The 13998-nt window shown below is 47.5% G+C and carries 4 protein-coding genes and 1 pseudogene; 1 reads left to right on the top strand and 4 read right to left on the bottom strand.

Going from position 1 to position 13998, the window contains the following annotated elements:
• Positions 1-19 precede the first annotated feature (19 nt).
• The 4 genes and pseudogenes from msrB to speA all read right to left on the bottom strand — a co-directional run bounded on the left by msrB (position 20) and on the right by speA (position 11923).
• A complete protein-coding gene (gene msrB, locus OK023_RS04265) occupies positions 20-517 on the bottom strand; it encodes a peptide-methionine (R)-S-oxide reductase MsrB (protein WP_317695138.1) in 498 nt (165 codons plus the stop codon).
• Between the two features lie 353 nt (positions 518-870).
• Complete coding sequence (locus OK023_RS04260; RefSeq protein ID WP_317695136.1) at positions 871-8082, bottom strand: Ig-like domain-containing protein; 7212 nt, start codon at positions 8080-8082, stop codon at positions 871-873.
• 273 nt (positions 8083-8355) lie between these two features.
• Positions 8356-8784, bottom strand: a complete 429-nt coding sequence (locus OK023_RS04255; RefSeq protein WP_317695134.1) for a hypothetical protein — start codon at positions 8782-8784, stop codon at positions 8356-8358.
• Between the two features lie 1173 nt (positions 8785-9957).
• A pseudogene (gene speA, locus OK023_RS04250) lies at positions 9958-11923 on the bottom strand (biosynthetic arginine decarboxylase).
• Between the two features lie 857 nt (positions 11924-12780).
• On the opposite strand from speA, the gene metK reads away from it, so the two are divergent.
• Positions 12781-13935, top strand: coding sequence for a methionine adenosyltransferase (gene metK, locus OK023_RS04245; protein ID WP_317695131.1), 1155 nt, complete (start codon positions 12781-12783; stop codon positions 13933-13935).
• Positions 13936-13998 lie beyond the last annotated feature (63 nt).

Genomic DNA, 13998 nt, shown 5'->3' with positions numbered 1-13998 from the left:
ATATACCTCACTTAATTGTTCAAGCAGACTGTGGCGTAAAGACCATCGCTAGGCCATTCATGCAGTAACGTAGACCGGTCGGCGCAGGACCATCATCAAAAACATGTCCTAAATGACCACCGCAACGAGAGCAATGCACTTCTTCACGAACCATGCCAAATGAGCTGTCCGTTCTTGTCGCTACAGCCTTTTCTATAGGTTGCCAGAAACTTGGCCACCCAGTGTGGCTGTCAAATTTGGTGTTGGAATAGAAAAGTGGCTGGTCGCAACCCGCGCAGGAAAATACCCCCTGACGGTGCTCATCGTTAAGAGGACTGCTATAGGGGGCTTCTGTCCCTTCTTCACGCAAAATAGCGTATTGCCTGGCAGAAAGGCGTTGGCGCCATTGCTCGGCGGTATAGTTGATAGCAAATTGCTCTGCTCTTACAGAACGGGAGAAGAGTGCTGAAAGTAAACCCACGGCATAAATGGCCGTAACCGCCCCACAGCCAAGGATGAAATACCGTCTGTTGATCATTATCGTCACCTCAGATAAAAAACCGATAACGATAACTTACAGAGAAAAACCTGACCAAATCCTCACGGCTAGTTAACAAATTTGTGATAACTTGCAGCCAATTTGGAGCCGTAGATGAGGGCTAGCAGCGGTAGTTTAAGGTACACACGCTGAAACCTTATATTTTATAGGGCTTCATTCACTAACCATTAACTGCGCCTACAATGCCTTAACCCCCCGTTGCTCTTCAAAATGCTGGTGTTTTGGTTACCTCAATCCTTCGAATGGGTTGATTGCATCAACCCGTCTGATTCATCTCGTTCACCTACCAACATCTTGAAGAAACTTGGGTTCATGTATTTTCAAAAACCGGGTTATCTGGCTTTATCATCAAGTACTGGCATAAATATGAATTTAATCGTGTGGAGATAGCCAGCTCTCGACCCTGCGACATCATAGCCTTGCAAGATATACCCTTCTGGTACAGAAACATCATACTCTTTCGGTGAAGGGTCTCCCCTATCTGCCCCTCCACCAACCGTCATAGTTCGACCATCACGAAAATGGAAAACCAGTTTTGAAACCACATCAACACCCTGTTCTTTATTCCAGGATTCGTTGGTATGGCTGATTTTCACTGACACCTTATCAACGCTATTGAGGTTAGGTATAGTAATTGCGCCCCCCCCGGAACCACCAATCTGACGCTCAGTAGTTCCAATGGCATCCACATAAGCACCTCCAGATGCATACAGTGAATAACTTGGCGGCTCTACGATAAATTTATCAGCGATATCTCCCGACCTCTTGTTACCATACTCATCTGATGTTCTTGGGGATTTTACCTGAAGCTCAGCGGTTTCCTTATAATCAAACCCCTTGTATGTACCTTTAGCCTCAATAGAGACATTACCTTCCTCTTTACCTGTTGCAATAGCCGCAGTGTCAACTGTCGCTATCGCCGTTGCACTGCTTGTCCAGGTTGTACCTGATGCTACAGTTTCAACCGCCTTGGTATCAGAAGCTGTAGCCACAACGGAAAACTGATGTTTACCCCCAATGACAACCCTCACAACTGATGGCGCAATTGCAAAGTTATAATTAAACAAGGTCAAATTCTGCTCTCTCAGATCAATCTGATCGCTCCCTTGCATTATGGTCACCATCGCAGTACCTGTCGTTGTACCGCTTAACCTTGCCGTGTAGCTCCCTGGTTCACCTTCAGTAAAGTCCGTCACGCTTGTATCAGATACACCGCTTACTACTGCTTTCAAAGCATTGCCTATGCCGCTCACTGCGTTAGCATTTTTATCTTTAAGCGCCAAGCTGAGCACGGCCTGATCTTGCCCATTCGCCATGATTCGAACTTGTGAAATTGTGAATGTTGAATCCTTTGGGGACACAGCATCAGCGACAAAGCTCACTTTTTTATCTGCTGCCACTGGTGTGAGTTGATTGTCCGTCATCGCACTCAAAGTGACATCATTCCACGCTTTGATGTTACCTATACCTGTTTGTAGCTGCCCCTGTGCATCTGTTTTATGATTACTGGTGGTAATACTTACCGATTTATCGGTAGATACCCTAACATCGACATCAGGTACTGGATTGCCGTTAGCGTCAACGACCTTCACGGTATACATGAAACTGATCGTTCCATTCGCTGGTTGAGTAACATCAGTGCCGTTTAGAGTCACAGTGCTCACTACGGCGGTACTGGCATCTGCCTTAAAGTGGGTCTCCACCGTCTGCTTGCCGTCGCCCAAGGTGGCCGTCACTTTGATAATACCTGCTAACGTGCTGCTCAGCGTTGCTGTAGCCTTGCCGTCCTCCCCGGTGATCACGCTCTTGGCAATCGTCGCACCTTGCTCTGTAGCCAACATCACCGTTTGGCCGTTCAGCGCGTTACCCTGTGCGTCCGTAACCATCAGTTGGATAGTATTGGTGGCTTTACCGTTGGCCAATACGTTGTCCTGCGTGACCAGCAGAGCAGCGACCTTGGCCGTACTGCTATCCGCTATGAAGTGCGTATCCGTCGTCTGCTGACTCTCACCTAAGGTGGCCGTCACCTTGATCACACCAGCTACCGTGCTGCTCAGCGTTGCTGTAGCCTTGCCGTCCTCCGCAGTGATCACGCTTTTGGCAATCGTTGCCCCTTGCTCTGTAGTCAGCGTCACCGTCTGGCCGTTCAGCGCGTTACCCCGTGCGTCCGTGACCATCAGTTGGACGCTATTGGTGGCTTTGCCGTTGGCCAATGCGTTGTCCTGCGTGACCGCCAAAGTGGCAACCTTCGCCGTGCTACTGTCTGCCCTGAAATGCGCTTCCACCGTCTGCTGGCTATCGCCCAGCGTCGCCGTCACCTTGACAGTACCTGCCACCGTGCTGCTCAACGTCGTTGTGGCCGTTCCGTTTTCGCCAGTAATCACGTTTTTGGCGATTGTCGCCCCTTGATCTGCCGACAGGGTCACTGTTTGTCCGTTCAGCGCGTTACCTTGTGCATCTGTGACTGTCAGTTGGAGACGATTGGTGGCTTTGCCGTTAGCCAACGCGTTGTCCTGGGTGACGACTATCGCTGTGACCTTCGCCGTACTGCTGTCCGCTCTAAAATGCGCCTCTACTATTTGCTGACTGGTACCCAACGTCGCCGTTACCTTGACAGTGCCTGCCATCGTGCTGCTCAACGTCGTTGTAGCTTTACCGTCTTCACCAGTGCTGACGCTTTTATCTATCATCGCCCCCTGATCGGCCGCCAAGGCGACAGTTTGCCCATGCAGTGCGTTCCCTTGCGCGTCCGTGACCATGAGTTGAAGACGATTGGTGGCTTTGCCGTTAGCCAATCCGTTGTCCTGCGTGACCATCAAAGCAGCCACCTTCGCCGTACTGACATCAGCCTTAAAGTGTGCTTCCACCATCTGCTGGCTAGCACCCAACGTCGCCGTCACCTTGATCACACCTGCTGCCGTACTGCTCAGCGTCGCAGAAGCCTTGCCGTCCTCATCCGTAGTGACGCTCTTAACGAGCGTTGCATCACGATCTGCCGCCAGTGTCACTGCCTGCCCACTCAACATATTTCCCAGTGCGTCCGTGACCGTGATTTCGATACGATTGGTGGTCTTGCCGTCGGCCAATGCGTTGTCCTGTATGACCGCCAAAGCTGCGACCTTCGCCGTACTGACATCGGCCTTAAAGTGCGCTTCCACCGTCTGCTGGCTGGCACCCAACGTCGCCGTCACCTTGATCACGCCAGCCATTGTGCTGCTTAGCGTCGCTGTGGCCGTTCCATTCTCGCCAGTAGTCACACTTTTGACGACAGTTGCCCCACCATCTGCCACCAGCTCTACCTGTTGACCATTCAGCGCGTTACCCTGCACGTCTGTAACCGTGAGTTGGAGACGATTAGTAGCCTTACCGTTGGCCAGTGCGTTGTCCTGCGTGATCGTCAAAGCAGCCACCTTCGCCGTGCTGGCATCGGCCTTAAAGTGCGCTTCCACCGTTTGCTGGCTGGCACCCAACACCGCCGTCACCTTGACAGTGCCTGCCATCGTGCTGCTCAGCGTCGCTGTAGCCTTGCCATCCTCGTCAGTAGTCACGTTTTGGACAATCGCTGCCCCGTGATCTGCTGCCAGTGTCACTGTCTGCCCACTCAACACATTTCCCTGTGCGTCCGTAACCGTCAGTTGGAGATGATTGGTGGCTTTGCCGTTGGCCAATGCGTTGTCCTGCGTGATCGCCAAAGCTGCGACCTTCGCTGTGCTGACATCGGCCTTAAAGTGCGCTTCCACCGTTTGCTGGCTGCTGCCCAACGTTGCAGTTACCTTGATCACACCTGCTACCGTACTGTTCAACGTCGTTGTGGCTTTGCCGTCTTCGCCAGTGGTGACACTCTTATCTATCACCGCTACCTGATCGGTCGCCAGGATCACCGTTTGCCCGTTCAGTGCGTTCCCTTGCGCGTCGGTAACTGTAAGTTGGATACGGTCAGTTGCTTTGCCGTTAGCCAATGCGTTGTCCTGGATGATAGCCAACGTGGCCACCTTGGCTGTCCTAGCGTCAGCTCGGAAGTGCACTTCCGCCGACTTCTGGCTGCCACCCAGTATTGCAGTCACCATGCTGGCACCAGCTTTGGTACTGGTAAGCATCACCATAGCCATTCCGTTCTGATCTGTAGTGGCACTCTTGGCAACCGTTGCACCCTGATCTGCCATCAGCGTTACAGTCTGCCCACTCAACACGTTACCATTGGCATCCTTAACCATGAGCCGTACACGATCCATCGCCGTGCCGTTGGCCAACGCGTTGTCTTGCATCACCTTTAATTCAGTCAACGTCGCCGTGCTGCTATCGGCGATAAAAATAGAGGATATCTCTTTTGTCGTCACACCATTGAGCGAAGCTGTCAGCAAGTTGTCTCCCGCAACCGTACTGAAAAGCGAGGTTTGTGCAACTCCGTCAGGCCCGGTAATTACTTTTGTTTGTGTCAGTTGTGCGTCACCTTTTGTCACTGCAAAGGTCACTGTTTGACCCGCCACTAGGTTTCCCAGTGCATCAGTCACAACGACTTTCACGAGATTACTACCTTTACCGTCAGCCTTTGCACCACTATCTGCCGTAAAATACTCATTTCTGATTGTCGCTGTTTTACTATCCGCAGTGAGTGTCACATTAGGGACATTATTACTGGCCTTCTCTGCACCGTGCACTGCTGCCACAGCCACCTTGCCTGCCACAGAGCCTGTCAGCATTGCCGTATAATTACCTGCAGAGACTTCAGTAAAACCCGTCACCTTGGTGCCAGTCACCCCAGTTACCGCTGCACTTAAGGCATCGGCCTGCCCTCTGACTGCATTACCATTTTCGTCCTTCAGTGTCAGGGTCAGTATGGACATACTCTTATCGTCAGCTACGATGCCTTCCGGCAAAGCACTAAACGTCGATTTACCAGGACTCACCGCCCCAGCAATGAAGTTGACCTTCCTGTCTGCCGCAACAGGGGCACCTTCATTACCCGTCATTGCACTCAATGTGATATCACTTGCTGCAGTGGTACTTTGCATCGTCACAGTAGCCTGGCCATTGTTATCCGTCACCGACTTCACTGTGACGTTGACCTCTTTCTTATCTGCAACGGCTGTAATAGGCATATCAGACACGGGGTTACCGCCGCCATCAATCACCTTAACAAGATAAGTAAAGCTACTCTTACCGTCCGCAACTTTGCTGTTTTCACTATCACTCAGGACTACTGAACCTATAGTTGCCGCAGTGAAACTGACCTGCTTGTCTGCCATCACCTGCGAAGCCTGGTTTCCAGTCCTTGCACTCAGCAAAATGCCATCCACCGCTTTTGTACTACTGAGCAACTGTACCTTTACTCTGCCCTCGCCATCAGTGACGCCGATTACAGGCGACAATGTCACATCACCACGGTTTTTACTCCAAGTTACCGTTTCATTAGCGACCGGGTTGTCATTCGCATCCCGCACAACTGCACTAAAAGTGAAGGCATTTTTCCCATTAGCAACTTTATTGGTCACTTTGTCATCCAGCCAGATCTCCCGAACAGTGGCTGTCGCGCTATCACCTGCAAAGGATAGCGGCACCTTCCTGAAATTCCCGTTAGCCATCGTTGCGGTAATATTGCCTTTACCCGCTATACGGCTACGTAGCTGTACCACAGCCTTGCCGTCAGTTTTCGTCGTAACCATCAACTGGCGGGGATCGGATGGGACACTGTTATCCACAGAATTTAGCTGTGTCCCAGGTTCACCTTTTATGTCAGTCAGCCCATCAACACTAAACGTGATTGTCTGGCCAGCAAGAGGCTTATTATCTACATCTTTCACAATGGCAGTAACTGCATAGGCTGCCGTATTATTTGCGGGTTGCTGGTGGTCATTGGGTGCAAGGGTCAAGCTACCCACTACATTGTCAGATGGCACAAGGCCTAGCATCATGACAGCCTTGTTAGATTGGTTACCGTTGTTATCCGTCGCTACTGCGCTGATCTGATACTCCTGTGGTATTTCATCGTGTTGCGCGAGCGAATAGTTGGAAACTGCTCTCCTCGTGAACACATAGGCGGGAAGTGTTATCTGCAATTGCGTCGGTGATAAGATACGATATTGCCCGCCATCTCTCGTAAACTCTGGTGAAACAGACCAATCTACGCTTTTCAGGCCATGCTTAGCCCGAGAAACGTTCAGCGAAATAATGGTGGTTTCCAACGCCTGTACGTTCTGCCTTGCTGGTAGCTGGATATGCAATAAATCTTGCTTACGGTACTGCATGACAATGTTGTAGTTACGATCAACAAGATCATATTTATTCCCTGCCAAACTACGCATGAGATCAACAGAATCTGGGCTTATCTGGCGATACCACGGCACCCCAAGGCGATAATTGATATCCAGCCCTAGGTGAGTGTTATTTGAGTTACCGACAGAGCGGGAAGCTGAAAGAGTCATTAACGGAAAAGGTGTATAGTTAAGCCCCGCCGTCAATACCATGGGATTTTCTTTCAACGAGTTAGGGCTGGCATTATCAGAGACTGAAATTCCTTTCCCCAAATATTGCTCATACTTTAGGCTGCCACCTAAGTTCGGCCAGGTAGGTACATACCCTTCAGCTCTGATATCAAAACCGTTTGCAGGACGTTCATCATAATCCTCCATAGCCTGGAGCACAGACTGATGCCAATTCGTTAACCTGATATAGCCATTAACTGCCAATTTCAGATAGTTACGCCAAGCTTCTCCCCCAACACCTAACCGACGGTTCTTTCCTGTATAGTCATAGTCATAGAAGGTGTTTACTCCTAACAACCAATCATTGAGATACTGACGGTAGCCCAGCCCCAAATTAGCCGTATTACGATCTTGACTGTGGCGAGTACCAATCTGGGAGAAAAGAATATTTTGAACAGAGTCATGAAGAGGAATAAGTATGTCACCAGAAATTTTTTTATCCGTACCGAAAGAGACTTTTGCGTTACCAAACTGGTTCAACCAATCATTCACCTGCTGATTAATTAGCCCCTCCCCAATACTTCTTGCGTAATTAATTGTAGCCTCTGCCTTATTTTCACTGGATAGCAAAGATCCAACCTGCATGGCACCAGAAGCAAGGCTATTTGTTGGTTCATCATTATTGTTATTGCTGATAGCAAACTTACCCAATTGAGTATTCTGTTTCGGCTCAACTGTTGGTGAACCACTATCAGACATCGGATAAGGCAGGTCAGGAAGCCTATCGGAATCAGCAAATGAAGGAACGCTGTTTCCCGATTTATCTGTTTTTTCTGAAGTTGGCAAGGGGGAAGTTGTATACCCACCACTCTTTTCGGCAGGCGGAAACGAGGGCATCTGTTCATTTTTTTTAGCATCTGATGTTGGTGCTGCCGGTAATGATGGACTTAGAGGGTTATCCCCAAAAATCAGTGTATCCAACCCACTAATCGTACTCTGCATTTCGGGGGGAACATCTGCTCTAACAGCTGCTGGCACCATGCTCAATACCGGCGTTATAAGCTGTGCAAAAATAAGCAACCATGAAGTAACTTTCCTGAGTCCGCACACAGAGGTCATCATTTACTATTCCATTAGTTAATATTGGCAATATCTCTATTGCCCATCAATATGCAGGAGATGACACATCCAGGCCTAATTCATATAATTGAGCCTGCATACTCTAAGCAAATGCTTATTTTCGTTTCCCTGCAACATAAAATTACTTTGACTATATTGGCTATATCAATAGCTAAAATCATCCACACGTTGATACTAAATAAACCATCTCACACCCCCTACAATACGCTAAACAGTATTCATCTAAACATGAATACTGTTTAAAACTTCATCGTTTTATATTCCACCAAGTTCTTTTATTTTTTGTTTGATGATCTGGTAACTGGCAAAATTCACCTTATTACACAGGGCATCAAGTTTCATATCCAATTTCATGGTGTATACAGATTTTGCATCATCCCCCATGATATTTTTGTTCACATTAAGGAATTTATAGCCAGTGCCAACTTTAATATAGTCAAGAGAAAACTTCTGATATTGGGTACTATCTGCCTGCCGGAGAAAATTAAAATTATCAACACACTCATTATTGCTCGAAGCAATAGCATCCATTGACATCGAAGAATTTTTCTCTTGGGTGTACTTTTCAGCCTGGACCTGCTGTTCTTGACTTACTCCGATCTTATCAGCCTTTTTATACCCACTGCTGGATGAGCAGGCTGTCAGTAACAGAATTGACGCAACCGGAATCAACTTTAAAATCATAAAAACCTCATTCAATTGAACACATAATATTCAGCGGATAACAGCATATTGCCTAACCATCTGCGCTTAATAGCATTTCACTTTACGCTTCAGGCTGGTGGGATTGATATGAAACGCCGACACAGTGTGGCTCCTCCCTTGTGATTTTTATCAAGCTCATGTACTTAACGCTCGACTAACCCTACATCACTCCCATCTGAAGAACGTGCATCTATTTGGGCACAGCTATTTAGCATTCCTTCCCATCATGACAATCCGCTCTTTATGAGCACTATCCGTGCACCGCGCATAATAAATCCGTAAGCATAACGAAGGGAAATCCTCCGGCTACTGTAGACCCGTATATCCATTATCCTTCATACTTCAGCAATATTGATTGCCTTCGAGTGAAGGATGATTTGAACAATGCTTGCTCACCTACAACATGTAGCCTCTGCAATGAGATTCATAATTCCGATGAGCTTAAACTCATGATGCTTCAAGTTGCTTGGGTGTTGACTGCCTTCGTTTAACCGCGTCACTTACCTGAGTAAGCTCCTGGGAGTTCGCTCAGTTGCCGCCTAAAAGCAACTCGAATTATTTTGGATATAGACAAAATTATAAGTTTGTTACACTCATGTAACTCAAGTTGTTCCGAATATTTGGTAATACTTTTCATCGGCATGAAAGAATGTCATTCCAGAACATCTGTGAAAGCCTGATAACTATTCAGTTAGTCTTCATTATTCTCCTTATAAAAAAGATACTACTTATTACAACATCCTTTGGGGTAAAAAGTAAAAATTAAGAGTTATCGGTCTTAAAAAGGAGAATAGCGCAGAACAAATCAACTTATCAATAAAAAACGCTCTAAAAATCAGTATTGATAGCAATCAACTATCAATAAAAGATATTTCCTCAAGAATCCGTGGTTTTAATTTAAATCTTGAGGGTTAAATAAAAAATAACTCAGGATACTTAGCGGCACTTACATAGAAAATAACAACATTTATTTATTTGTTTTATGATTACATTATTTAAAATTAGAATTATATTTAATTTTTGGATCATCAATTCATAAAGTAAATTATGACTAAAAAGGTTATTGAACAGTCAATTTGAATTATTAACATAAATTGAAATTTTAGACGATCCCCTCAGTAGTAACATTTGAGGGGACCATGCAGTATTTAGTTACTCATCCTCAAGATAGGTATATCCATATAGTCCGGCTTCAAACTCTTCCACAAACTGTGCTTGCAATTCAGTATCCAAATCGGTTTCTTTTACCTGATCGCGGAACTTGGCCAACAGCGCAGTGGGGTCAAGCTGAACATATTCCAACATATCAGCAACCGTATCACCTTCATCAGACAACTCGGTTTCTACCGTACCGTCAGGGAACACAAACACATCAACCGATGCGGTATCACCAAACAGGTTATGCATATTGCCCAGAATTTCCTGATAGGCACCAACCATGAAGAAACCCAGTGCAGGTGGATTTTCTGGATCGTATGGCGGCATTGGCATCGTTGTTGCTACACCATCACCATCGACATAATGATCGATGGTGCCATCGGAATCACAGGTGATATCCAACAATACAGCGCGTCCCTCTGGTGGTTTGTCCAAGCCTTCCAATGGCAATACTGGAAACAACTGATCGATCCCCCAAGCGTCGGGCATCGACTGGAACAACGAGAAGTTGACGTAAAATTTGTCTGCCATTCGCTCTTGCAGTTCATCAATAATCGGCCGGTGTGCGCGATTGCTCGGATCAAGTTGCTGTTGGATCTTATTGCAAATGTTCAGATATAGCTGTTCCGCATAGGCGCGTTTGGTCAAGTCCAGCATGCCATGCGCATATTGGGTGTGCACATCATGCAGATCCATCTGACTATCATGTAGCCATTCACGCAATGAGCGTCGATTTTCTGGCTCGTTCATTTCTTGCCAGGTTTCCCACATACTTTCCAGTGCACGTGGAGCATTTTCAACCGGAGGAACAGGATCACAAAACTCGTTGCGTTCAACACCAATAACGTTAGACACCAGCACAGTATGATGGGCGGTTACAGCGCGACCAGACTCGGTAATGACCGTGGGATGTGGTAAGCCGTGTTCATTACAAGCATCCCCAATTCCCCAAATAACGTTGTTGGCGTATTCGTTCAGACCATAGTTTACCGAGCAATCAGATTGTGAACGGGTACCCTCGTAATCAACCCCCAGGCCACCACCTACGTCGAAACATTGAATGTTAACGCCAAGCTTGTGCAGTTCCACATAAAAACGCGCAGACTCACGTACGCCAGTGGCAATGTCGCGAATGTTGGCCAATTGAGAACCGAGATGGAAATGGAGCAATTGCAAACTATCCAAACGCCCTGCTTCACGAAGCGTTTCTACCAGTTTTAGTACCTGAACAGCCGCCAGACCGAATTTAGATTTCTCGCCCCCGCTCGCCTGCCATTTACCGGACCCCTGAGAAGCCAGACGCGCGCGCACACCTAAGCGTGGTATCACATTCAGGCGTTCAGCTTCTTCAAGTACCGGCTTGATTTCCGACATTTTCTCGATCACCAGGTACACTTTGTGCCCTAACTTTTCACCGATCAATGCCAGACGAATATATTCACGGTCTTTGTACCCATTACAAACGATCACTGAACGAGTCATACCGGCATGAGCCAATACAGCCATTAGTTCCGCTTTAGAACCGGCTTCCAAGCCTAACGGCTCACCGGAATTGACCAGCGACTCAATCACACGACGGTGCTGATTGACCTTGATCGGATAAACCAAAAAGTAGCCACCTTCGTAACCAAATGACTCGCGTGCGCGTTTAAATGCAGCGTTAATGGAACGCAAACGATGTTGCAGGATCTGCGGAAAACAGAATAAGGCGGGCAGGCGTAAGCCCTCTTTTTGGCGCTCTTTCACCAGTTCGGCGAGGTCGACACGCGCATGCGGAACGTCTGGATCAGGGCACACGCTGATGTGGCCGAGTTCGTTAACGTCATAATAATTGTTGCCCCAGTAGGCGACGTTATAAGTACGCAGCATCTTGCTGGTATCACGAGCATTCATGGCAACCTCCTGTTTGGAGCGTAAAGATAAATTTTTTACCCGCTACTGACGAGCGATGAATCGGCATATCGGCAAACATTATTCTCTTCACCTGATACATTAACGGTATAGTCAGTCACTACTTCAGCTAAAAACCAGCACAGTAAGCCTAAAAAATAATTATAATAGTGATTTATTCTAATTACCTTAATTGGCAATCGATTTTTATATGTTGTAGAGCAGCCTGCCCAAACCTCATGAGTCGGATCAAAACACGTCCTACAGAAAAGCTATAGACAACGATTTTCTGTTATTTAGACGGCCGATAATCAGCCAGAGGATACTGAATAGCCCTCAGATGTTGTGCAACATCGGATAGACGTAGTTAAGACCAGACGGGAAATAAAAGGAAAATGCGCGCCGGAACGGCACTGCTGTTGAGGGGCAACAACCGGTAGACAATGGATCATTAATCCAACCACCTCCATGCTCGTCGTTTCTCATGAACGACCGAGTCTCAATATAGTGTAAGAGCAAAAATTGCCAATTAAAGTGGCATTGTCGGTTTTTACAAAAAGTGACAATTTCCTGCCATACGCTGCACACGAAATGAGCCATGCGGGCAGTTTATACCGGAGCACCGGGCAAAATGCAAAATGAAAATCCGCTTGAAACTGTTTCAAACGATAAAAATGGTGGCACAAGCCTTGAGTAAAAGAGTGGGGAAGCAAAATATTGCTAGCAATCCGGCTAAAAGCTGACCTAAAATAGACGTCCAGATGTTAATCCGTCTATATCGGTTAACTGTTAAACTGCTTAACGGCTTTGCCTGAGGGGCGTTACAGGATCCACTTCACCATCAGAGGAAGGCCTTTCCCGCTGATGCCCGGATCTCTAGTGCTGTGCAGTCATTTCTAACCCGTCTTATGCAAGGTAAAGAACACTATGGCTAAACACCTTTTCACGTCAGAATCTGTCTCTGAAGGACATCCTGATAAAATTGCAGACCAAATCTCCGATGCCGTTCTTGACGCCATTTTAGAACAGGATCCAAAAGCACGTGTGGCTTGTGAGACCTACGTGAAAACCGGTATGGTCCTGGTTGGCGGTGAAATCACCACCAGCGCTTGGGTTGATATTGAAGAGATCACCCGTCAGACCGTTCGCGAGATTGGTTATGTCCATTCTGATATGGGTTTTGATGCCAATTCCTGTGCAGTATTGAGCGCTATAGGTAAACAATCCCCAGATATCAACCAAGGTGTAGACCGTAGCGATCCACTTGAACAAGGTGCTGGCGATCAAGGGCTGATGTTTGGTTATGCCACCAACGAAACTGAAGTTTTGATGCCTGCACCAATCACTTACGCACACCGTCTGGTTCAGCGCCAGTCTGAAGTCCGTAAAAACGGCACGCTGTCGTGGCTACGTCCTGATGCCAAAAGCCAGGTCACTTTCCAGTATGATGATGGCAAAATCATTGGTATTGATGCAGTGGTTCTTTCCACACAACACTCTGACGATATCGCTCTAAAGGATCTGCAAGAGGCGGTGATGGAAGAGATCATCAAGCCGGTTCTCCCTGCGGAGTGGTTGACAGCAAGTACTAAATACCACATCAACCCAACCGGGCGCTTTGTTATTGGTGGCCCAATGGGAGACTGTGGTCTAACGGGTCGTAAAATCATCGTCGATACCTACGGTGGTATGGCCCGTCATGGTGGCGGCGCATTTTCCGGTAAAGATCCGTCAAAGGTTGACCGTTCTGCTGCCTACGCTGCGCGTTACGTGGCAAAAAATATCGTTGCTGCTGGCTTGGCCGATCGTTGCGAAATCCAAGTGTCCTATGCTATCGGTGTGGCTGAACCCACCTCTATCATGGTAGAAACTTTTGGTACTGAGAAAGTCTCTACTGAGCAGTTGACCATGCTGGTGCGCGAATTCTTCGATTTACGCCCATATGGCCTGATCAAGATGATGGATCTGCTACAGCCTATTTACCGTGAAACAGCTGCTTATGGACACTTTGGTCGAGAAAACTTCCCTTGGGAGGCGACCGACAAAGCAGCTCTGTTGCGTGAGGCCGCTGGGCTGAAGTAACGCGTTATTTCGTAAGTAAAAACGGCGAGCCAATGGTTCGCCGTTTTTATTGCTGAGTGCTGT

Source organism: Serratia sp. UGAL515B_01 (assembly GCF_033095805.1).
Classification (GTDB): Bacteria; Pseudomonadota; Gammaproteobacteria; order Enterobacterales; family Enterobacteriaceae; genus Chania.
The sequence above is the reverse complement of the archived record's forward strand: the minus strand, read 5'-3'. Positions and strand labels throughout refer to the sequence as shown.